Here is a 22,507-nt window from a genome sequence, read left to right on the forward strand (position 1 = left end):
ATGAACGCAGAGGACGCGGCACAACCCGCCTGGACACGCGACGAATTCGAAGCGCAGTTGCGTGCAAAAGGCACCGCCTATCACATCCATCATCCGTTCAACGTACAGATGAACGCCGGTGGTTGCTCGCGCGAACAGATCCGCGGCTGGGTCGCAAACCGCTTCTACTATCAGATCAACATTCCGCTAAAAGACGCGGCGGTTCTGTCGAATTGTCCCGATCGCGACACGCGCCGCCGCTGGGTGCTGCGCATTCTCGACCACGATGGTTACGGCGACGAGGAAGGCGGCATCGAGACATGGGCGCGTCTCGCGGACGCAGTCGGTTTGTCGCGCGACGAACTGTGGTCGCTCGAGCATGTGACACCCGGCGTGCGATTCGCCGTCGATGCCTACGTGAACTTCGCGCGCCGCGCTCCGTGGCAGGAATCAGTCTGTTCGTCGCTGACCGAGATGTTCGCGCCGCAGGTGCATCGCGACCGGCTTGCGAGCTGGCCGGAGCATTATCCGTGGATCGATCCTGCGGGCCTCGCGTATTTCCGTTCGCGCATTTCGCTGGCACAGCGCGATGTGCAGCACGGGCTGGAAGTCACGCTCGATTATTTCAAACGACGCGAGCAGCAGGAACGCGCGCTCGAGATCCTGCAATTCAAGCTCGACATTCTGTGGACCATGCTGGATTCGATCGAAAAGGCCTTTCCGCAATGAACGACCTGTCACACACCGCCGGCGATGAGTCGACGCTTCATCGTCCAAAGATCAGAACGTTGTTTCGCCTGCAATGGGAGCCAGCGCAGAACGCGCATGTGCTGCTCTATCCCGAGGGCATGGTGAAGCTCAATCAGAGCGCTGCGGAAATCCTCAAGCGCTGCGACGGTACGCGCGAGGTGGACACGTTGATCGCCGATCTGGAACTGGCGTTCAATACGACCGGACTCGGTGTCGAAGTGCGCGCGTTCCTCGCCGATGCGCAGGCACACGGCTGGCTGGAGTAGCCATGAGCGATCCTTCTGCTCCCGTTGCACCGCCCGATGTCGGTATAGCGCCACCGCTCTGGCTGCTCGCGGAGCTGACGTATCGTTGCCCGCTGCATTGCGCGTTCTGCTACAACCCGGTCAACTATACGGAGCACAATCGCGAACTCGACACCGCGCAATGGATCGAGGTACTACGCCAGGCTCGTGCGCTCGGCGCCGCGCAGCTCGGGTTTTCCGGAGGCGAGCCGCTCGTGCGCGACGACCTCGAAGTGCTCGTCAAAGAAGCGCGCGAACTCGGCTTCTACACGAACCTGATTACGTCCGGCGTCGGCCTCACCGACAAGCGGCTGGGTGATCTAAAAGCCGCGGGCCTCGATCATATCCAGCTGTCGTTCCAGGATTCGACGCAAGAGCTGAATGATTTTCTGAGCAGCACGCGCACCTTCGACCTCAAACAGCGCGTCGCGACATCGATCAAGCAGCATGGTTTTCCGATGGTACTCAACTGTGTACTGCATCGCTTCAATCTTCCGCACGTCGACAAGATCATCGACATGGCGCTCGCGATGGGCGCCGAATACCTGGAGCTGGCGAACACACAGTATTACGGTTGGGCGCACACGAACCAGGGGCAACTGATGCCAACGCGCGAGCAACTCGACGAGGCCGAGGCTGTCGTGGAACGTTATCGCCGCACACATGGAGACCGCTGCAAGATCTTCTTTGTCGTGCCGGATTATTTCGAGCGTCGCCCGAAGCGCTGCATGAACGGCTGGGGCACGGTGTTCCTCGGCATCGCACCGGACGGCGCAGCGCTACCGTGCCATAGCGCACGCAGTCTGCCGGGACTCGATTTTCCGAATGTGACACAGATGCCGCTACGCGAGATCTGGTATGAAAGTGCGGCATTCAACCGCTTTCGCGGCCTCGACTGGATGAAGGAGCCGTGCCGCAGTTGCGATGAGAAAGAACGCGACCTGGGCGGTTGCCGCTGCCAGGCTTACCTGCTAACCGGCGATGCAGCGAATGCCGATCCGGTGTGCGACAAGTCGCCGTCGCACGATGCCGTGGTGCAGGTTGTGCGTCGTGCTGCCACGACCGCGGATGCAAACGTCGCCATCCAACCGCGCGAGCAACCGATCCTGTTTCGCAACGACGCCAATTCGCGCCGGCTTGCAACTACGCCTCTATCGGGGAAGCGCATCGCTTAGGTCCAGGCGCATCATCGAACGATGCGCCTGGACCTGGACCGAAAGGCATTACTGCCCTTGATGCCCTATCGCCCACACGTAAGCGGTCACTGCCTTAAGGTCCTTCTGCGACAGTTGAACGCCACCCATCGGCGGCATCAGGTCGTTGTGCTCCTTCGGATGCGCCACACCTTTGGCGATCGTCTCGCCAAGACCCGACAGGCTGCCGTCGCTCCACAGCCATGTCCCCTTCGTCAGGTCCGCGCCAATCCCCGAGCCCTTGCCGTTCGAGCCGTGGCAACCGGCACAGGTCGCGCCGCCCACCTGGCCGAGGAACACGCGTTGGCCGAGTTCAACTTCGGCTTTTGACGAACCCGGCGGCACAGGCAAATCGGCGGTCGGTTTTCCCGCGTCCGGATGGATGCCTTCAGGTGGCAACTGCGAACCCGACGACGACTGTGCGGCTGTCGGCACCGGCGCGGCTGCGATCGGTGCATTCGCATCGCCGCTATAGGTCACACGCCAGATGCGACCGTGGACATCGTCGGAGATGAAGAGCGCGCCATCAGGTGCCACGGCGAGACCGGTCGGACGAAACGCGGCTTGCCCCGGCTCCTTTACGGCTCCCGCGAAACCATCCGCGAAGATCACGTAGTTGCCAACGCCCTTACCATCACGGAACGGCTGGAACACGACGTTGTAGCCTTCCTGACGCGCAGGCGCCCGATTCCACGAGCCGTGAAAGGCGATGAACGCACCGCCCCGGTATGCGCTCGGGAAGCCGCTTTTGGCTTCATAGAACGTCAGGTCGTTCGGTGCCCAGTGCCCCGGAAAAGCAGCGACCGGCCATGTGCGGTTAGCACACAGTCCGATCTTCTTTCCATCGCCGCCGTATTCCGGTGCCAGCATCAGCTTCTTCTTCGTGCCGTCGTAATAGCATTCGGGCCAGCCGTAGTCGGCGCCCTGTTTCAATTCGACGATGACTTCCGCCGGCAACTCCTGGCCCTCCTTCGCCGTGAAGCGTTCCGGCCAGTCTTCGTGAAGTTGATCGCGACCATGCTGTGTCGAGAAGACCCGGCCCGCACCGTCGAGCGCAATCCCTTCGCCGTTGCGCAGACCGCTGATATAGCGCTCGGCGGCCGAGAACGTTTGACCGGTCTTGTTCGCGTCATAACGCCAGATGCCGGCGCGGGTTTCCTTCTCGGTACAGGGCTGGTTGCCTGGCGAATGCGGCGTGCGATTCTGCTTCTCGCACGCGTTGGTCGCCGAACCGAGATCGACCAGCAGATCGCCCTTGGGAGTGATCGCGAACGGGTGCATCGGGTGATCGCCGGTGACCGGCATGCCGGACACGATCACTTCGCCTTTACCGGTCGGTGCGACATCGCCGGTCTTCAGCGCATAACGCATGATGCGGTCGTTGCTTTCGGCGTAGACCGCGTTGTTGTAAAGCTTGAGACCTGTGCCGCCGTGACCGCCGTCAGCAGCGGTCTCGCCGAAATGCTGGATCACGTCCGCGTGCCCCTCGCCTTTAGTGTCCTTTAGCGCGACGAGGTAGCCGCCGTCAGGCGGTGTGTTCTCCTGGTAATAGCGACCACTCCACATGTTGACGTAGAGCGTGCCATCCGCGGCTACCGCCATTTGCCGCACATGGCCCAGGTTGTCGGCAAAAACTGTCGCGCAGAAGCCCGCGGGCAACGAGATGCCGGTTGCCGCGTTGTTACAGGTCGCGGCGCTTTCGGCTGCCTCGACCGGTTTGATCAGATGAACAGTCGGCACGAGGGCCAGCGACACGGCTGCCAGGCTTGCAGCACTGGCTAGTCGAGTGAGTAAACCAAGCGTTGATGCAGACGGAACGCGCATTGAAGTAGCCTCCCTAAGACGGGTAGCAAATGGAACAAACGGAACAAGCGGAGTGGGGATGCAACGAAAAACGGAGGGACGTGGTATCGGAATCGATGCGACGAGCCGGTACGCTCGGTGGCACCGGTCGCCGGGAATTGCGCTCAGCAATCAGCAGCCTGTGCGGTAGGTCCGCACCGGCCTGTCTCCATGATGTCATCTGTGATGACCTCATTCTTTGGAATTCGCGAAGCGCCCCTCGCCTCTCTTTACGACAGGCAAGTCTGCAAAGACTTCCGATTCCAGATTGAAAGGCTGAATTGAAGCAAAAAGACCCGACTCAAAGAATCGGGTCTGTCCAGTATAGGTGAAAAGCGAGAGCGCGTCAGAGAAGGACCATTGTGTGCGCAATGCAATCGCCGTCAGGAAAAGCGGAATGAAAAATCGTAGGAAAATTCTGGGAATCTAAGGAAAAATCCAGGAAAGTGAGTGCACCAGGAACGTCTTTTGGCTATCTTTGTGGGTTGGATCTTAGGTGTATCGATTTACTAAAGGCAATCGCATTCGTAAACGGCGAAATTCATGCGAATTGACTTGGAAAATTCAAAGGTGCTCGCTAAGTGCTCAAGAGATTTCTTTAGCGATTCGTAACTGCAAGCGATGAGCTGGCATGTATCTCATCCGGGGTTCATCGGCTAAGCCGTCGTGATCGAGTGGTCCATCGAAGCACTGCGCTGCCTCTAAGGTTTATCGCCGCGCGTACCTCACCGTTCACCGCCCATCGTCCGTGACAACGCAAGTTGCACAACCTGGGCAGCCCCGAATATTCAGTTCGCACGCTTCAATCGCCACGCACGCTCGACAGCCATCTCGTCGCTTTCGAATTAGTAATATTAAGCATAATATTTCAAATCACCGAGCCTCTTGCACTCCGCGCTCCAGTATCTGGGCACAAATTCTCGCTCTATCTCACATAAATACGGGATTGTCCTGAGACGGAAGAGCGAAATTGTTGACTAATATTATTACCTGACGAGGCTGTTACACCGCCACGCCACTGGCAAGTTCCCGCACGACCACGAGCAGGCATCGCGTCACGGCTCGAGTGCAGCGCAGCTTGCCGGGATCTTCACGCTTTACCCAACCACCGACCTCATTGCCAGGCGCTGCACGACCGAAGCGGCGTGTTGCGTCACCCCTGTAGCGCACGTTCTAACCCGCGGGAGTAAGTGACCGTTCTACGGATTACCTGCTTGACCAGTGACGATTCCCGGCAACTCAGCCTTTACAACCCGGTTGCGCGGGCCCAATCAGAAGCGTGGTTTCATCGGAGGAAGTCATGATGTCCAGAGGAATTGGATTAATTTCCGTTTTGTTGGCGATGACAGTCGGGCTTGCTGCATGTGATGGATCGAGTAGCGGCGCGTCCGGTTCTCAAGCGGCAGGTGTGGCGAACGCGAATGCGTCGACACAGAATGCAGCGACGCAATCAAATGCTGCAGCGCCGTCAAATGACAGCGCATCAACGGAAGAGGCTAGCGCTTCGCCTCTACCTTGCGACGCCGCCGCAACGGCCAATACAGCGTGCTCCGCGGCTCATAGCGTGACGCGTCTGCTAACGAGGAATTACAAAGGCCCTTTGTTCCAGATACAACGTGCATCTGACAGTGCGACGCAGAACGTCTACCCCTATACGTCGGGTACGCTGCCGCGCGGTACGGACCGTTCGTTGATCGGTTCGGCCAACGTCAAGAGCACGACCGCGTTCTGCAGCAATACGACCTGTGCCGTTACGTACATCTACGATCAGATCGATCTGGTTGCGCCTCTCAAGGGCGGAGCGTTTGGCAATGTGCCCGCCACGCTCACACTCAACCAGGATGGAACCGAGTCGCTGACCGTTCCGGGCAGCACATCGGGATCGCAAAAGACGACCACCGTTCCGGTCCTCAACGGCTTTGCGACGATCACGCTACCGGGACGAGCATTGACCATTCAACTGAGCCAGCCGCCCACCGCGCTGACCGCCCAGTCGCCAACCCTCCAGCTCACGATCGGCAACGATTTGCCGGCGCTTGCTGGCACACCTGCGGCGCTAAGCTTCGTGCCACTGCAGGGCGCACAGATTCCTGCTCTCGGCACGTTGGCGGGACAGGCGTACCGCAACCGGTTCGGCACGGTGAACCAGTCGATTGGCGATAGCGACATCGCCGAATACATGGTGGCAGGCGCGCATTACAGCCAGTCCTCCACGTGCTGCGGAACGTACGGGAATATGGAAAACACGACGCACCCCAGCACGGAAGTCGAAGGAGAAATGTTTGGACTGGCGTTCGCAAACGGCGCCTCGGCCCCCTACGGCTACTGCGATGGTGATTCGAGCCAGGCACCCGGCGTAAAAGACCCCGCATGCAACGCGCTCGATACGAACTGGCCAGGTGTCGACGCAGAGGCAGGCGTTTATCTCTACGGTCCGCAACAACCCGCAAAAGAAAAGTTCGTCACGGTGCTCGCCAAATACTCGCCGTTGACTGCCTCAAATGTCTTCGCAGTTAAGGGCGGTTCCGCTTCGCAAAGTGTTCTCACAGCAGTCTTTGACCAGGCGCCGCCGGAAGCCTATCAATTCGGCGGCCTTGCGGGTCACGCATTTAACGGGCAATGGCAAGGCGGTTTGTCGCTTGGCGAAGGCGGCGACGGTAGTGCGGCTCCCATCCAGTTCTTCGAAGGCGCGGTCATCACCAAGGCGACATCCAACACGACCGATAACGCCATCCAGGCAAGCATCGCGAGCTTCTATGGGCCGCCGGCCAATAAGGCGGCGTCTGCGTGCTATGCAAACAATCTGATCAATTCACCGTTGAGTCTTGCCGCACCGGATGCATGGTCCCAGTCAAACGGTGGTACTGCCGAACCTGCAACGGATATCTCCAGAGTCAACAAGGGCGCCGCGGAAGTGATCAGCACAAACGGTTCGTCGGTTTCAAACATTCATGAGGTCATCCGGGTTCAAGGCGGGCAATCGTATAGCTTCACCGACTACGTTCTCGCTACCACGAACGCAACGGTCTTTCCGGGTGGATCGATCCAGACCGACGATTCGAACGGCACCGAATTCGGCTGGGTTATCAATACGAATACAGGTGCCGTAGTGCGTGGGACATGGGGGTCGGGACAGGCGACGTCGCTAAGCGCAGTGAAATCGGGCAACTGGTGGAAGGTGACGATGACGCTCACGGCGCCCGCGGGATCGAACAATGCGTCCGTGTTTATCGATCCTCCTACGTCTAGTGCCAGCGGAGTTCGTTCGCAGCAAGCGGCTTATCTGAGCGCTACGCATTACTGCCCTGGTCTGGCGATCGTGTCTAGCCTGGGGATGTAGGTCTGAAGAGCGAAGTGCTGGCCGGAAGTTTGTGAGCAGGTAGTTCGGGTGGTGCTTCGGCACCACCCGATATGAATCGATGTAGAGGATTCACATACAGCTTTAACTCGAGGAACCGGATAAAACATCCGCAGTAACAACTGTGCAGTATTCGGAATCCAGGTTGGCTAGCGACATGGCATGTACGTCTTCAGCACTTCTGTGCGTCCCATTCCAGTCAGTCCGGGCGAACGTGAAACAACCATCGGCCACGACGTAGGTGTGGAACCCAAGATTTCCCGCCATGCGAACCGTTGCCTCGACTGAATTGTTTGTAATAACGCCTGCTACAACCAACGTGTCATGACCGCCAGCTCGAAGCCGATCTTCCAGATCGGTTCCGATGAATGCGCTGTTCGTCTGCTTCGGAATGACGGGTTCGCCAGCCACCGGCGCAACCTCGGGTTTGAAGTCATGTCCTGGCTGGCCCGGTCGATAGTATGACTGCGGATCTGTGGAGTCATGCCGAACATGCCACACCGGCCAACCTCGATCGCGCCAGTAGACAAGCAACCGGGCAATCTGCACCTCTGCATGCGGGTTGTTTCGCTCGCCCCAACTCGGATGGTCTATCGCTCGTTGCAGGTCGATCAGCAGGAGTACGGCGCCGGGAGCAGGAAGTAGAGGACGCATGTGTCAAGAGAGATAAATTTTCAAATCGATTCGACAGAGGTTTCATTCAGACTGGCGGAAATCGCTAACGCAGACGCTACAACACGGTGGAGGATCATCACACGAAGCGTCTCAGTTGTTACGGGCCACCCATAGAGCGGACACGTCGCAGGTCGCCACGATTTCTTGACACCCAACAACCGAATTTTTGCACCGCGTTTACACCGGGAAGTCTACTCTCGAAGCTGTCTGGAACAACCACAGTGGCTCGGCCACATCTCATGGCTCTCACACAATCGCTGCAGATTTTCGACGCCGTGCCCCAACGCGCACGACCGGTCTCACGCAACAACGTCATCCCGTTCCGCGCCCCGCGCGTACTGCTCCCCGTAACGCTTCCTGGCCGTACCGAAGCGGCTTCGCGCGAGCTGCTGCGAACGCTCTTGTATTCCCCGCTAGGCGTCTACGTCGTCCGCACGGAAATCGTCCGCGGTAACGTCCGTGTGCATTTCGACATTGCACCCGATGATCTCGACTGCACGCTGCACACGTTGATTGCCACACTGCCCGAAGCAGTCATTGGACAGCTTCGACGCCGTGGCGCCAGCGCGGAGGTACGCTAATCATGTACTCAGGCGTCTGGTTGCCAATTGTCACGCCGTTTCGCAACGGCACCGTCGATATCGAAGCGCTGCAGCATCTCGCCGACTACTATCTGCGCACGGAGATCAGTGGCTTCGTTGCACTGGGCACCACCGGCGAAGCGGCGCTGCTGTCAGAAGGCGAGCGCGTTGCGGTGTTGCAGGCGCTCACGGACGTCGTCGGCACGCGTCTGCCCGTGCTGGTTGGTGTGGGCGGTTCCGACACGCGCGAAGTTCTGCGTGAGATCCAGCGTTACGAACACTGGGATTGTGCCGGCTATCTGGTCTCGCCGCCGTCCTACATCTGCCCCGATCAAGCCGGCATCCAATGGCACTTCGAACAGGTGGCGCGCGCAACCGATCACGCGATCGTGCTGTACGACGTACCACATCGCACCGGCGTAGCGATCGCACCGGCTACGGTCGAACGGCTGCTCGAACACGACAACATCCTCGCGATCAAGGAATGCGTCAAAGATCACTTCGACGCATTGCGTAGCTTGCCGATCAGTGTGCTGTGCGGTACCGACGACGCATTTGTCGACTGCGTGAGCGGCGGTGGATCGGGTGGCATTCTGGCCAGCGCACATGTCTGTGCGGATCTGCTGGTCGAAGTGCAGGAACTGGTCCAGACCGATCGCGAGGCGGAGGCACGCACGCTATTTGCGAGCTTGCTGCCGGTATTGCGGTTGTTGTTTGCCGCGCCGAATCCTTCCGCAATCAAGGCGATGCTGGCATTCGATCACCCCATGACCGACGAAACCCGCATGCCTATCACACGTGCTTCCGCGCAACTGGTGGAGCGTTTGTCCCAGGCGCGTGACACGTTGCAGGATCTGCGTGCTGAGTTTGCTCTGGCGACAAACTAGTCTTCGCCTCAGAGCGAATAGTGATACTCGTCGCTGACAGAACCCTTGAACTCGTCGGCGTTCTTTACGACTTGAGTGAGGACAAAACCAAGAGATTCGACGAGTCGAATCGACGCGACATTGCGCGTGTCGATGGCGGCATTGAACCTGGCAATGTCGTACGCTTCCCGAAGAACGGGGAGCAGTCCGCCTAAAGCTTCCTTTGCATAGCCTTGCCGTTGACTCGTTGAGAATACGAAATACGCCACCCAGGCTTCTTTCGAATTCAGGTCTACCGTGGCCTGAACATAACCGTGCGCCTTGCCATCAAGGTCAATGAGCACCCAGTTCAACCAGGCCTCGGTACCATCCGGAGAGCGGCGGCGTTCGAGCATGCGATATCTGGCGGCCAGATCCTCCACATTCCCTGGCGGCTCGTCCGGGATGTATCGATAGCAAGCAGGGTCGCTCAATCCGTCGAACATCGTTGCTGCGTGGCTCACAGCAAGAGGCTCGAGTCTGATACGGGACGTCGACAAAACTAAAGAATCAAAAGATGTCGTGCTCAGGATTGTCTACCTCGTTAGCGTTTTCAGGCTCGCGCACATCGTCTGGAACTCCCGCATTTCCTCACCTTTCCACGCACCGTGCGTCAGAACATCGGATGCGCCGCCGGATAAAGCGCCGTTCTCAAGGCAAGTCCACCGAGCACCACAAAGATAATGGCAGCAAGAATATGCACTGCCTTGGTCGGCAAGCGGTCGGCGAACTTATGTCCAAGGTAGATGACCGGCACGTTCGCCAGCATCATACCCAACGTCGTACCCGCGACGACGCCAAAGAACTCATGAAATCGCGCAGCAAGCGCGATGGTCACGATTTGAGTCTTGTCGCCCATCTCGGCGAGAAAGAACGTCACGGCCGTCGTGCCGAATACACCGAGCGTATTTTTCGTGACCGCTGCATCGGCGTCGTCGAGTTTATCGGGAACGAGAATCCACACGGCCATCACGGCGAACGACGCAACGACTGCCCAGTTCAGGATGCCGGGACTCAGAACGCTCGCGAGCCACGCGCCTAGCGCACCGGATGCCGCGTGGTTTATCAGCGTTGCAGCAAACACACCCAGGGCGATAGGAATGGGCTTGCGATAGCGCGCCGCTAGCACGAGAGACAGGAGCTGTGTCTTGTCGCCGATTTCGGCGAGGCCGACCACGCTGGTCGAAACAAGGAAGGATTGCATGTGGAGTTGTACCCGGGCCGCGCTGATAAAACGCGATGACGCGCATTCCGGCGACCCGGTTAGGTCGGAATGCGTGTCATCGGTCTTGCCAGGCATATCGCTGCGTACGCCATGGAAGGTCTTGCGACTCTCCAAGTATGTTGACGTGCGCCCCCGAACATCGCGTCCGGGGCGGCTACTCCCCAATGAGCTGGCGCGATTCTATCGCGCCAGGCATGACAGCAGCAAGTCGATTGAATGGTTCAAGGCTGCAATGCCTGCGGGCAATTTCGCGCATTACCGCTGCAGCGTTGCGTGTCGCCCGCAATGAATGGCCAACATTACACAAGCCTTTCTGCCGTGATATGCTCGCCCCTGTCTTTGGGGAGTAGCCGGCTTCCGCCCGGAAGCGCCTGCATCAACATGCTCGGTCGCACAGACCGTGGTGCAGGCAGCCGTCAGGTTGGCAAGACCATCGACACACCACGCGACCGGTCGGGCGCGGCGGTGTGTCGTGGTTTTCTGCCCGACCTCGAGTGCCTGCTCTCATGAATCCTGTCGCAACCCTGTTCCTCGCTTTCGCCATGTCCACCGATGCCTTTGCAGCCGCAATCGGCAAAGGTGCCACGCTCCATCGTCCTCGCTGGAGCGAAGCGGTCAGGACGGGATTGATCTTCGGCGTGATCGAAGCGCTTACCCCTCTGGCCGGATGGTTTCTTGGCAAAGCAGCCGCGCAATACGTCTCTGCGTGGGATCACTGGATCGCATTCACGTTGTTGCTCGTCCTTGGCGCTCGCATGGTTTTCAACAGCTTCAGTGCCAAAGAGGTTGAAGAGACAAAACCCGCGACTCATTCGTTCTGGTTGCTTGCGCTAACCGGCTTCGCTACGAGCATCGACGCGATGGCGGTCGGTGCGGGTCTCGCCTTTGTCGACGTCAATATCTATTCGACGGCCGCAGCGATCGGGCTCGCCACCATGACGATGGTCACGATCGGGGTGATGCTTGGTCGTGTGATTGGTCGCGTCGCGGGCCGGCGCGCCGAGATGGCGGGCGGCGTAGTGTTGATTGGAATCGGCAGCACGATACTGGCCGAGCACCTTAAAGTTTTCGGTTAAGCGTTTGCTTCTCGTTTATCAAGCGAAACATCGAGCGCCGGAATACACCAGCGATGCAGCGCTTCTTCCAGGCCGTCTACGCTGTCCTCTTCACCGACCCAGGCGATGCAGGCATCGGGACGAATCAGCATCGAAGGCCCTGCGGCGACGGCAACGCAACGTACCCTTTGCGTGTTCGCAGTAACGAGTGCGGAAACCTTGCCGTCCATTGAAGCATCGAGAAAAACACCCATGCCATCCTGCATGACATCGTAGAGCGAGACATGTGCGTCGTTAAGCTTGATCGGCATGTCGCCGATCAATCGTCCGACATCATCCAGCTCCGAGCCGAGGTCGTAACGAATGGAAAGGCCGCTCATGATCTCGCCGATGAAACGGTTGACGTCGTCGAACTGCATGAGGTTTGCAACGATGTCCCGCATCGCGCCCGCTTGTGGATCGGGCCGCATGATGGCGATCTGCGCAAGCGTATTTGCCAGAACCGCTTCGGCAACCGGTCGACGTTCGGCGGTGTAGCTATCGAGCAGGCTTTCAGGCATCTCGCCGCGCACGACGGCGGCGAGTTTCCAGCCGACGTTCGCAGCATCTACGAGCCCAAGACTCAGGCCCTGACCGCCGAACGGCGAGTGAACATGGGCCGCATCGCCGGCAAGCAGCACTCTGCCTTGACGATAGGTCTCGACGAGCCGCGTGTTGTCGGTCCATCGGCTCGCACTGTCGAGCGCCTTCACCCGCACATCTTCTCCGCTGATACGACGCAGAACGGCTTCGATCTCCTCACGCGTGACCGGAGCCTCGCGATCTTCCGGCGGACCGCTAAAGTCCAGCATGAAGAATCGACCGGGAAACGGTCCGTAGGAAAACACACCACCTGACGTGCGGCGCCAACCGGTAGGCAACAGGCGTTCGGGATGATCGATCTCGGCAATCGCCTGGTACATCGTCATCGTCGGCGGTGTGCCGGGGAACGCGAAGCCCGCCATCTTGCGAATCTGGCTACGGCCGCCGTCGCAACCCACGAGGTAGGCGCAGCGAATACGACCGCCACCCGCCGGAGATGCCCACTCCACATCGACGCCGTCCACCTGCTGAACAAAGTTCGTGACATCGCACTCGCGACGTACCTCGATGCCAAGCGCGCGCACGCGCTCGGCCAGCATCGCTTCGACAGCCTGCTGATCCACCGGGTACGCATGCCGCAGCGGCTCTTTCTGCGCGTCCTTGCGGATCAGAGACAGGCCAGCAAAATGACCGCTGAACTTCGAGCCTTTCCCACGCGTATTCGGCCCGCTGTGCTCGGTGGCCTTCTTTATCGCGGCAAAGGTGTGCTCTTCTGCGGCGGCGATCGCTGCTGTCATGCCGCGACGCTGCAACGCTTCGCTACCCAGCGGTCCGATCCCCAATGCCTTGCTGGCCATGCTCGGAGCAGCCAGGCGTTCGAGCACGAGGACGCGCGCGCCACCCAAAGTCAGCTCGATTGCGCTCAGCAGTCCGACCGGGCCGGCGCCTACAACGACAACATCAACAAGTTTCATGTACTTCATTCCAATATGTACTCAGTACATATTTTGAGATATCATCGATGCCATGTCAACGCCACCTGACCGCCGCTCCCGTAAACGCCTCGCCACGCGCCAGGGCATCTCCAATGTCGCCACGCGCCTCTTCCTCGAACGAGGCTTCGATGAAGTGACGGTGGACGAGATCGCAGAAGCCGCCGACGTCGGACGGATGACGGTGTTCAATCACTTTCCGCGCAAAGAGGACATGTTCTTCGATCGCGATGAGGAGTTCCGCGAGATCCTGCGCGAAGCATTGCGGCAATGCGATCCATGCGTTGCGCCGATCGAGACGTTACGTCTGCTCGCTCATCGGCTTGCCGAGGAACAAAGTCCGTTCGTTGAATTCTCTACGGCGAGCCAGGGCTTCATCGAAACGATCGAGGGCAGCGAGACGCTCAAGGCGCGGGCGCGAGCGATACGCGACGAACTCACGCAAGTTCTGGCGGTAGCCTTATCCGAATGCGTAGAGGAACAACCTGCAGATCCCGTCGCTCATCTAGCCGCCGGTTTGTTCTTTGCCGTGTGGACCGTGGCCCTCATCCAGGCTCACCAGACCTTTCGACAGCGGCAAGATACCGAGGCAGCGAAAACGGTGTTTCTCGCTATGGTCGAGCAAGGAACCGTCGGCGTTAAAGCTGCAATGGCGGGCACGGCTTACGGCTGAGCAAGCATTGCATTTGTACCGTAACGTATCCGTGGCACCCGTTGAAACACGCCTATACAAAAGCCACATTCTCCGACACATGCGGGATAACTCCGTGCGCTCGAATACGGTCTTCGAGCGTTGGGCTCGAGAGGCAGTGCACCTTTCACTGCCTCAGGAACCCGGCTTCATTGCCACCCGGAGACCCTATGTCCGACAACACCTCTCCCCAATCGCCGTCGCGCCGTCGTTTCGTGAATGTGGCAGCGGCAACGGTTGCTGCCAGCTCATTGAGCCAGCTCGCGTTCGCAGAAACGAATCCGTCTATCGCTCAAATTACGCAACCGGCCAACGGCGACAAGACCGCGATTCGTCCGCTTCGTGTGCACGCTCCCGAATCGCAACTGATCGATTTGCGACGACGCATCAAGGCAACGAGGTGGCCCGACCGCGAGACAGTCACCGACGACTCGCAAGGCGTGCCGCTCGCGATGGTGCAGGAATTTGCACGCCATTGGTCGACAGACTACGACTGGCGCACATGTGAAGCGAAGCTGAACGCGTTGCCGCAATTCATCACCGAGATCGATGGGCTGGATATTCATTTCATCCACGTTCGTTCGAAACATGAAAATGCCATGCCGCTCATCGTCACGCACGGGTGGCCCGGTTCGATCATCGAGCAGTTGAAGATCGTCGATCCGCTAACCAATCCCACCGCCTATGGCGCGAGCGCGTCGGATGCCTTCCATCTGGTCATTCCGTCTCTACCGGGTTACGGTTTTTCAGGCAAACCGACGACGACAGGCTGGGGACCGGAGAAGACCGCGCGTGCCTGGGTCGTACTCATGAAGCGCCTTGGGTATGAGAAATTTGCAGCGCAAGGCGGCGACCTTGGTGGCGTAGTCTGCAACGTAATGGGTAAGCAGGCGCCGCCGGAATTACTGGGCATACACGTCAGCTTCCCCGCTACAGTTCCGCCGGAAATCGCAAAAGCGCTTCAGGCTGGCGACCCAGCACCCTCCGGTCTCTCCGATGACGAAAAGCACGCTTACGAGCAGCTCAACTCGGCCTTCAAGAAACGACGCGCCTACGCACTCGAGATGGGAACACGCCCGCAAACGCTGTACGGACTAGCGGACTCACCGGTTGCACTAGCAAGCTGGCTTCTCGATCACGGTGATGGTTACGTTCAGCCGGCTGCGGCATTGACGTCGGCGGTGTTTGGGCGCGACGTCAATGGTGAATCGGCCGGTAGCCTGACGCGTAACGATGTCCTCGACGACATCACACTCTACTGGCTGACTAACACGGGGATTTCCGCCGCACGCTTCTATTGGGAGTCGCACTTCAACTTTCTGGCCGCCGCCGATGTGTCCATCCCGGCTGCCGTCAGCGTCTTTCCGCGCGAGAACTATCAGGCCCCGCGAAGCTGGACAGAACGGGCGTATCACAATCTGATCTATTACAACAGGGTTGAGAAAGGCGGACACTTTGCGGCGTGGGAACAACCGCAGTTGTTTGCGGAAGAAGTTCGTGCGGGGTTGAGGCCGTTGCGTCAGCAATGAACCGTCGGAAGCCCCGGGGGGTTTCCGACACTGCGCGAGAAACGATGCGGCTTTATACAGCCCGAACCAGCGGCTTGTCCGTCTCCGCCAGCCGGATATCCACCGGACCGATTCCGCAGATGGCAATCACGACCGGCTCGGGTTCGCCGCGACGAACACCGTCGTAATGCCAGGTTCGCGCGATGCGCCGCACGAAGGTGCCGGCCGGCACCGGCACCGTGTGCGCGGGATCGAAGTCTTCGCCGCTGTTGATCCACCAGGTACCGGACAGCACCACGCATAAGCGATCCGACGCGTAGCTGTGAGGCGCGCTCATGTAGCCCGGATACCAGCGTATCAGCGTGTAATAGATGCCTTCCTTCACCGGATTGCTATACAGGTACGCGCTCTCGATACTCTTCGGCGGCGCGTCGGCCTGCGGGACGAACTTGATATCCGGTGGCAGCGTATACATCGTTTCGCTGGTATTGATCGGACTCGCCTCGGCTGCGCCGGTCAACAGCAACGGGGCTATGCCTCCTAACATCGCTAGCATCTGGCGCCGGCTGACGCTGTCTCCTGCCATCACGACTCTCCTTCTCTATTTCGTGGACATTCATCGCACGCGGTAACGCGTTTCATGCGCGACCGCGCGAAGATCACTATAGGTCAAGCGGAGACGGACCAGAAGGAAGGATCTGCTTTACACGCGTGTCAGGTCTTCTCGGGCTCTTTGAAACTGGTGCTTCTCGTCAAGGTTTCCCACGTGTCGAGATCGTGATTGAGGTCCGAGAGTTTTTTGCGGATCAGATCGAGTGCGTCTCCACCGATCACCAGATGCATCGGCGGTCGATCCGACTCCACAGCGGCAATGATCGCCTTGCTGCCCAACACTGGATCGCCCTGCTGCGCCCCATGCGCAGCGGATACGTTGTCGCGCGCTTTGCCGGCGGTCTCCGCATAGGCCGGCAGTCTTGTCTTCGACTGCTTCAAGGACCCGCCGCGGAAGTCGGTTCGAAAAGCGCCCGGCTCGACGGCCATCACACCGAGACCAAAAGGCGCAATCTCTTTGGCCAGTGTTTCGGATAACCCCTCTACGGCGAACTTCGCCATATGGTAGAAACCGACCGCCGGAAAAGTCGTCAGCCCGCCGACCGAACTGATGTTGACGACGTGTCCGCGGCCACGCTCGCGCATACCGGGCAGCGCCGCCTTGATCATGTTCCAGGTGCCGAAGACGTTGGTCTCGAACATTGCCCGGACATCATCGTCTTCACCTTCCTCGATCGCTGCGAGGTACCCGTAGCCCGCATTGTTCACGAGCACGTCGATGGCCCCAAAGCGCGCTTCGGCCGCCGCCACTGCCGCTTGCACCTGATCGACTCGAGTAACGTCGAGCTCCACGGCAGCGGCGGCCTCGTCGTATTCCTTCAGGATGTCCTCGAGCGTGGACACATCCCGCGCACTCATGACAACGCGATAACCCGCTTTGAGAGCCTCCAGAGCCAGCGCCCGACCTAAACCTTTCGAGCAGCCTGTAATCAGCCAGACAGCATTTTTCCTGATCATGTCTTTACCTTTCATCTTGTGAACGAATCAAAATCGCACCTTGACGCTATGGTAGAGACGCTTATCCTTGCAATCATCCTGGATAATTCGAATGAGTCATGCCATCAGATCGCACGATACCGAGAGGCAGCCTTGACGATCTGTCGGCGTTTGCCATGGTTGCGCGAACCCGCAGCTTCACGCGCGCAGCCGCCGATCTCGGCGTGTCGAACTCCATGCTCAGTTACACGATCAAGCGGCTGGAGCAACGTCTCGGCATCGCGTTGTTGCGACGAACCAGCCGCAGCGTCGCACCGACGGAAGCGGGAGAAAAGCTGTTGCTCGCACTGGAGCCCGCGCTTGCCGCAATCCACGACACCTTAGGCACGTTAGGGCGGGAGCACGATCGCGTTTCCGGCACGCTTCGCATCACGGCGACGCGCCAGGCCTATGACGCCGTCATCCGGCCGGTGCTTGCTGACTTCTGCGCGGCGCATCCGGAAGCGACAGTCGAAGTCATCATCGATTATGGGTTTCGCGACATCGTGGCCGATCGCTTCGACGCGGGCATTCGACTCGGCGAGAAACTGGAGCAGGACATGGTTGCGCTTCGCGTGGGACCGGAGCTTCGTATGGCGGTCGTCGCGTCGCCCACATACCTGGCGCGCTATCCCGCGCCGCGCACACCGGAGGACCTCCAGACGCACCGTTGCATCAACTACCGGATGGTCAGCGCGCACACGCTTTACGCCTGGGAGTTTGAAAAGGACGGCCGGCATCTGAAGTTAAAACTGTCGGGCCCGCTGACGTTCAACGAACCCGAGCCCATGCTTCAAGCCGCCGTGGATGGACTCGGTGTCGCTTACGTCCTGGAGCATGAGGCGGCGGCCTCGATCAAATCGGGTCGCCTTGTCAGGTTGCTGGAAGAGTGGACGCCGCCCTTTCCCGGGTTCTTCCTGTATTACCCATCGCGCAAGCAGGTTTCCTCTGCGCTTGCGGCATTGTTGACGCTCTTAAGGGGGCGGCATAATGCGTCGCTAAAGTCCGCGACTTAAGAGCCACCTTCGCAGAAGAGCGAGCGAGCGAGTGACCGCTCGCGCGTCCGCGAATGCACCATCAAGCGGCCGCTGCATTCTTCGCAATGTCGCCAGCACTTGTCAGGTCTTCCACCCCCCAGCACAGATCCATAACGCGACGAGCCTGTTGAGCCGGGATGATCCCGTCTGCGAGATCCGCAAATTTCTTCTCGAGCGCCTGATCGCTCATCGGCACTTCGAGACTGCCGATGGCGTGCTCGATATATTTGTGCAGCGATCGTCCGTCCTTTAGCACGATGGTCATATCGACCTGCTCAGGCTTGATCGCGGGATCGATGATCGGCACGACCTTGCCACGCAGGTCGACGATGACCGGGTCCCGCACAGCCCGATCGCTGAACTGCTTCTCGCCACCAGCTCCTTCGACAAGCGCCACCGCGGTCGCGTGATAGATGCTGAACTTGCCTTCAAGCCCATCGCGTGGCGTCTTCTTTCCCGTGAGTTCGAGCACCAGCGGATTCACCTTGAGTTCAACCCGAGCGATCTGGTCTGGTGTCAGCCGGTTCTCGTTGCGCAACTGGATTGCGGCATCGATGGCCGGATGCATGACGATGCCGCAGGCAAATGGTTTGTACGTATTGAGCGCCGCTTCGTAATGCTGGCCGAGCCCGTCGGTGATCTGCGTATAGTCCTGCTTCGTGCTGAGCGTGTTTGCCCAACCACGCTTCGCTTCGATCATCCTGTCAGAACTCGTGAAGTTCTTCGACGCGAGAATCGCCGCGAACAAACCGTTGCTCGCCGCGCGACCAGGATTGAAACTCTTGTTCATCGAACCGAACGATTCGCGTAGCCCGACCGGTTGAGAGGCTGCAAGGCCGAGGGCCCAGATCATCTGCTGTTCATTCAATCCCATCAGCTTGCCGACGGCCGCGGCGGCACCGAATACACCGGTGGTACCGGTGATATGCCAGCCCACGTCGTAATGGTTTGGATACACCGCATTACCGATCCGGCATTCCGTCTCGACACCGAGCACCAACGCATTCAGGAAGTCCTTGCCGTTCACCGGTTGCATTTCTGCGAGTGCGAGAATGGCAGAAGCGACCGGTCCGGCCGGATGGATGATCGTCTTCAGATGCGTATCGTCGTAATCGAAGATATGACTCGATACGCCGTTCAGGAACGCGGCGTTCATCACGTCGAATCGCTCCCGACGACCGAGCAGATTCGCCTGCGGTGGCCCCGAAAATGGCGCGAGCGCCGACACGGCGATATCGACGGTTTCGTGATGGGAACCGCCTATCGCCACGCCGACCCAGTTGAACAGCGTGCGCACGCCTTCCTTACGGACCTTGGGCGGAAGATCGTCGTATTTCGCTCCGACTATGTAGTGAGCGAGTGTGCGTGTGACGTCTTGCGGTTCTGGTGTTACTGGTGGCCTGGCTGATGACGCACTCTCTGCCGCCTGGACGACATCCGTGGCGCGAAAGCCGGCGAGAGTGAGCGGTATGGTTGCAGAGGCGAGCAGCATTGAACGGCGATCGACTGGGGGCATCACGACTCCTCGAGTGGGCCAACGTTTCGGTGGCGCGATGTGTGCAGCCGTGAAGGCCAAAGCGCTTTTTGTGTCGCAGTGTATCTGCGAATCGCCGTGATACACGACATTGCAATCGACCCGCCTCTCAGACACAAACCAGATACTTCGGCGCGTTCAAATGCATCAACGCCAGACGCTGCGTGCATCCTGCCTCTCAACCTGAACGGTCCAGTATCCATGCTCTCCATTATCTTCTCCAGTCTGCCCGGTATCTTCACGATCCTCGGTATGTACATCCGGCCGCCACGGCGCTTCGTCATGTTTTGCCTCACGGCGGCCATTGCACTTGGCGTCAACACGGTAGTGCTGGCTCGCGTGCCGACGGTTGTCGACTCCGGACGCGAGGAGAAACCAGTCGACCCGCTTCCGCGCAGCGCTGCGGCATTGCCCGTGGAAGGCGTACTGCCGACGCTTGACGGCGCAGTGGCGTGGTTGAACTCCCCGCCGCTGACCGCTCAGAACCTGCGCGGCAAGGTCGTGCTGGTCAACTTCTGGACCTATTCGTGCATCAACAGCTTACGTTCGCTGCCGTATCTGAAAGCGTGGGCGCAAAAGTACAAGGCCCAAGGGCTGGTTGTAATAGGTGTGCATGCGCCCGAATTCACTTTCGAGCATAACGTCAGCAATGTAAAGAAAGCCACGCATGACCTCGGCATCACCTACCCGGTCGCAGTCGACAATAACAACGCGATCTGGCGCGCGCTGGGCAATGAATACTGGCCTGCTTTGTATGTGGTCGATGCGCAGGGACGGATCCGCTATCACTATTTCGGCGAGGGCGACTACGTACAATCGGAAAAGGTCATTCAGCAACTGCTGATCGACGCGGGACATGCAGACGCGGCAAAGATCGCACCGGGGCTGGCCGATATCCCTGCGCAAGGCGTGCAGATGGCCGCTGACATCACCGATATCCAGTCTCCCGAAACCTATATCGGCTACGCGCGAGCAGACAATTTCGTTTCACGCGGTGGCGAAACGCAGGACCAACCGCGTACGTATGTCGCCCCCTCGCAGCCAGCCTTGAATGACTGGGGACTTGCGGGCACCTGGAAGGTCGGCGCTGAGCGTGCGGTACTGACGGCTCCGTCCGGGCGCATCGTCTTTCGTTTCCATGCACGCGATCTGCATCTGGTGCTTGGGCCTGGCAATGACGGGAAACCGGTGCGGTTTCGCGTCAGCATCGATGGCGCCGCGCCTGGCGAAGCACACGGCGTCGACGTCAGCGCTGATGGAAGTGGAGCCGTGACTGAGCAGCGACTCTATCAACTGGTGCGGCAAACCGGCAACATCCAGGACCACACGTTCTCGATCGAGTTTCTGGACCCGGGTGTCGAGGCGTATGTATTCACGTTCGGCTGATGATCGACGAAACGATGCATGTGCATTCGTTGCTCGAAGGCTGCCGTCACGTCATTTCTCGCGCTACCGGAGCGCAGGACATCCTTAGGTTTGATATCGTTAGATGTAGTCAGACAAGCAATATCCATCCAAACTAAAGGCACTCAAATGATCGACCACGTCTACATTTCCGTCATCGACATCGACAGGTCACTGGCTTTCTATTCCGAAGCCTTGAAGCCACTCGGCTGGCGCGTATTTGGCAACTACGACGCCGCTTCGGGCCCTAAGGGCGTCCCCGATCTTTACGGCATTGGTGACGACGTGTACGGCAAGGGCGATGCGGTCGGCTCAAGCATCTGGTTACGTCGACGCAACCCCGGCGAGACCGGGCTGTACCTCGGGATCGTCTGCGACACCAATGAACTGGTTGACGCCGCTTACGCAGCTGCAATCAAAGCCGGTGGCACCGATGAAGGGAAGCCTGCGGATCGCGCCTACTTCGCCCGCGGCTACTATGCTGCCAACGTCGCCGACTTCGATGGCAACCGGCTTGAGTTTGTACACAAAGCGTGGAATCCCAAGCGACACGCATAGTGGCGGGCCGACTCTTCCCGATATGGCGACCTATCCTTCCGGCGTGTGCAACACGATGTAAAAGTCTTCGGCCGACGAAGGCGGGACGAAGTACTGCGTTATCTGATCAAACTCCGCGTCAGTTGCTTTGAACGGATGCTCGCCTGAGGCGTTACGCGCCCTCAAGCGAGCCTTGCAAACGTCGTCGCTAACATCCAGATAGTGCAACCGGTGCTCCACCCAGGCTCCGCTAAATAATTCACGCCCCCAGGCGCGACTGTTTCTTGTGTTGAAGGGAAAGTCCAGAACGATGGACACCCCGGCCGATAGAAGTGCCTGCACATGCTCCGAGAGCACTCGTCTGATCCGCACCGAACACCGCACGTAGTCCTCAAGCGTGCGGATCTCGCCCGGATAGAGATGCGTAAGCCAGACATCTTCGCTGATCACCACGGCATTCTCGGTGCGCGCCAGGTGTTTCGTCAGTGTCGATTTCCCCGACGCGATCTTCCCGCAGAGCATGTGAAGAACCGCTGTGTTTTCCAGACTTCCTTTGCTCTTGCTCATCATTTCCGGGTCCTTTGGTAAGGAGGGCCCAGAAAGCAAAAACCCGCCGTCTGGGCGGGTTGCTTGCGAACTTTCAGGTCGAGAGCTATTCCGCCGATAGGGAAGCGGCGGGAATAATCGACGTGGTGTGGAATCGGTTCATGAAAAAATACTACTGCGATAAGCGGGGAGAGACAAGCCACCCCCCGCTACATCGCGCAACTAAACCGGCACAACCCTCA

At 59.2% G+C, this 22,507-nt stretch carries 20 protein-coding genes, 1 pseudogene and 2 riboswitches; of the genes and pseudogenes, 12 read left to right on the forward strand and 9 right to left on the reverse strand.

The features are described from left to right. From pqqC to pqqE, 3 genes are read left to right on the forward strand one after another with little or no spacing between them, the layout of a single operon-like run. Positions 1–708, forward strand: coding sequence for a pyrroloquinoline-quinone synthase PqqC (gene pqqC / locus BWP39_RS26620; protein ID WP_096726194.1), 708 nt, complete (start codon positions 1–3; stop codon positions 706–708). Then, positions 705–995: a pyrroloquinoline quinone biosynthesis peptide chaperone PqqD gene (pqqD, locus tag BWP39_RS26625; protein ID WP_096725229.1), complete on the forward strand. Its 291-nt coding sequence runs from the start codon at positions 705–707 to the stop codon at positions 993–995. Before pqqC ends, pqqD begins: the two co-directional genes overlap by 4 nt. Before the next feature lie 2 nt (positions 996–997). Then, positions 998–2,188 carry a pyrroloquinoline quinone biosynthesis protein PqqE gene (pqqE, locus tag BWP39_RS26630; protein WP_096725230.1) on the forward strand — a complete coding sequence of 397 codons (1,191 nt, stop codon included), beginning with the start codon at positions 998–1,000 and terminating at the stop codon, positions 2,186–2,188. Between the two features lie 48 nt (positions 2,189–2,236). Here pqqE and BWP39_RS26635 read toward each other — a convergent pair whose 3' ends face one another. After that, positions 2,237–4,030, reverse strand: a complete 1,794-nt coding sequence (locus BWP39_RS26635) for a c-type cytochrome (protein WP_096725231.1) — start codon at positions 4,028–4,030, stop codon at positions 2,237–2,239. Positions 4,031–5,390: 1,360 nt separating this feature from the next. Between BWP39_RS26635 and BWP39_RS26640 the strand changes: the two genes are divergently transcribed. Then, positions 5,391–7,388: an arabinofuranosidase catalytic domain-containing protein gene (locus tag BWP39_RS26640; RefSeq protein WP_235851516.1), complete on the forward strand. Its 1,998-nt coding sequence runs from the start codon at positions 5,391–5,393 to the stop codon at positions 7,386–7,388. 102 nt (positions 7,389–7,490) lie between these two features. On the opposite strand, the gene BWP39_RS26645 is transcribed toward BWP39_RS26640, so the two are convergent. Next, positions 7,491–8,060, reverse strand: a complete 570-nt coding sequence (locus BWP39_RS26645; RefSeq protein WP_096725233.1) for a cysteine hydrolase family protein — start codon at positions 8,058–8,060, stop codon at positions 7,491–7,493. 260 nt (positions 8,061–8,320) lie between these two features. Here BWP39_RS26645 and BWP39_RS26650 point away from each other — a divergent pair, with 260 nt between their 5' ends. Together BWP39_RS26650 and BWP39_RS26655 are read left to right on the forward strand one after the other, a co-directional pair. Further along, positions 8,321–8,662 (forward strand): hypothetical protein, encoded by a 342-nt coding sequence (locus BWP39_RS26650; protein WP_096725234.1) that lies wholly within the window; start codon positions 8,321–8,323, stop codon positions 8,660–8,662. Positions 8,663–8,664: 2 nt separating this feature from the next. After that, complete coding sequence (locus BWP39_RS26655; protein ID WP_096725235.1) at positions 8,665–9,549, forward strand: 4-hydroxy-tetrahydrodipicolinate synthase family protein; 885 nt, start codon at positions 8,665–8,667, stop codon at positions 9,547–9,549. Between the two features lie 8 nt (positions 9,550–9,557). Here BWP39_RS26655 and BWP39_RS26660 read toward each other — a convergent pair whose 3' ends face one another. After that, a complete protein-coding gene (locus tag BWP39_RS26660) occupies positions 9,558–10,067 on the reverse strand; it encodes a GNAT family N-acetyltransferase (RefSeq protein ID WP_268877183.1) in 510 nt (169 codons plus the stop codon). A gap of 113 nt (positions 10,068–10,180) precedes the next feature. Then, positions 10,181–10,771, reverse strand: coding sequence for a TMEM165/GDT1 family protein (locus BWP39_RS26665; protein ID WP_091012803.1), 591 nt, complete (start codon positions 10,769–10,771; stop codon positions 10,181–10,183). 13 nt (positions 10,772–10,784) lie between these two features. Continuing rightward, positions 10,785–10,967: riboswitch (yybP-ykoY riboswitch) on the reverse strand. Between the two features lie 154 nt (positions 10,968–11,121). Further along, positions 11,122–11,288: riboswitch (yybP-ykoY riboswitch) on the forward strand. A 10-nt stretch (positions 11,289–11,298) separates the two neighbouring features. Between BWP39_RS26665 and mntP the strand changes: the two genes are divergently transcribed. Next, on the forward strand, positions 11,299–11,868 hold the full coding sequence (gene mntP / locus BWP39_RS26670; protein WP_096725237.1) for a manganese efflux pump MntP: 570 nt from the start codon (positions 11,299–11,301) through the stop codon (positions 11,866–11,868). Here mntP and BWP39_RS26675 read toward each other — a convergent pair. After that, a complete protein-coding gene (locus BWP39_RS26675) occupies positions 11,865–13,403 on the reverse strand; it encodes an FAD-dependent monooxygenase (protein WP_207557124.1) in 1,539 nt (512 codons plus the stop codon). The genes mntP and BWP39_RS26675 overlap by 4 nt on opposite strands. A 52-nt stretch (positions 13,404–13,455) precedes the next feature. Between BWP39_RS26675 and BWP39_RS26680 the strand changes: the two genes are divergently transcribed. Continuing rightward, positions 13,456–14,094 carry a TetR/AcrR family transcriptional regulator gene (locus BWP39_RS26680; RefSeq protein ID WP_096725239.1) on the forward strand — a complete coding sequence of 213 codons (639 nt, stop codon included), beginning with the start codon at positions 13,456–13,458 and terminating at the stop codon, positions 14,092–14,094. A gap of 188 nt (positions 14,095–14,282) precedes the next feature. Then, complete coding sequence (locus BWP39_RS26685; RefSeq protein ID WP_096725240.1) at positions 14,283–15,641, forward strand: epoxide hydrolase family protein; 1,359 nt, start codon at positions 14,283–14,285, stop codon at positions 15,639–15,641. Positions 15,642–15,693: 52 nt separating this feature from the next. On the opposite strand, the gene BWP39_RS26690 is transcribed toward BWP39_RS26685, so the two are convergent. Together BWP39_RS26690 and BWP39_RS26695 are read right to left on the reverse strand one after the other, a co-directional pair. Beyond that, positions 15,694–16,206 carry a cupin domain-containing protein gene (locus BWP39_RS26690; protein WP_207557125.1) on the reverse strand — a complete coding sequence of 171 codons (513 nt, stop codon included), beginning with the start codon at positions 16,204–16,206 and terminating at the stop codon, positions 15,694–15,696. A gap of 128 nt (positions 16,207–16,334) precedes the next feature. Continuing rightward, the gene (locus BWP39_RS26695; protein WP_235851477.1) at positions 16,335–17,204 is read right to left on the reverse strand and encodes an oxidoreductase; all 870 of its coding nucleotides are present in this window, start codon (positions 17,202–17,204) and stop codon (positions 16,335–16,337) included. Between the two features lie 83 nt (positions 17,205–17,287). Here BWP39_RS26695 and BWP39_RS26700 point away from each other — a divergent pair, with 83 nt between their 5' ends. After that, positions 17,288–18,223: a LysR family transcriptional regulator gene (locus tag BWP39_RS26700; RefSeq protein WP_096725242.1), complete on the forward strand. Its 936-nt coding sequence runs from the start codon at positions 17,288–17,290 to the stop codon at positions 18,221–18,223. A 61-nt stretch (positions 18,224–18,284) separates the two neighbouring features. On the opposite strand, the gene BWP39_RS26705 is transcribed toward BWP39_RS26700, so the two are convergent. After that, a complete protein-coding gene (locus BWP39_RS26705) occupies positions 18,285–19,760 on the reverse strand; it encodes an MmgE/PrpD family protein (protein ID WP_096725243.1) in 1,476 nt (491 codons plus the stop codon). Between the two features lie 267 nt (positions 19,761–20,027). Here BWP39_RS26705 and BWP39_RS26710 point away from each other — a divergent pair. After that, positions 20,028–21,164, forward strand: a pseudogene (locus BWP39_RS26710) (thioredoxin family protein); the annotation flags it as partial. Between the two features lie 147 nt (positions 21,165–21,311). Beyond that, entirely contained in the window at positions 21,312–21,740 is a 429-nt protein-coding gene (locus BWP39_RS26715) for a VOC family protein (protein WP_096725245.1), read from the forward strand. Positions 21,741–21,770: 30 nt separating this feature from the next. Here the strand turns inward: BWP39_RS26715 and BWP39_RS26720 are convergent, their stop codons facing one another. Continuing rightward, positions 21,771–22,289 carry an AAA family ATPase gene (locus BWP39_RS26720; RefSeq protein WP_328590127.1) on the reverse strand — a complete coding sequence of 173 codons (519 nt, stop codon included), beginning with the start codon at positions 22,287–22,289 and terminating at the stop codon, positions 21,771–21,773. Positions 22,290–22,507: the final 218 nt, after the last annotated feature.

It is taken from the genome of Paraburkholderia acidicola (assembly GCF_002362315.1).
GTDB lineage: Bacteria > Pseudomonadota > Gammaproteobacteria > Burkholderiales > Burkholderiaceae > Paraburkholderia > Paraburkholderia acidicola.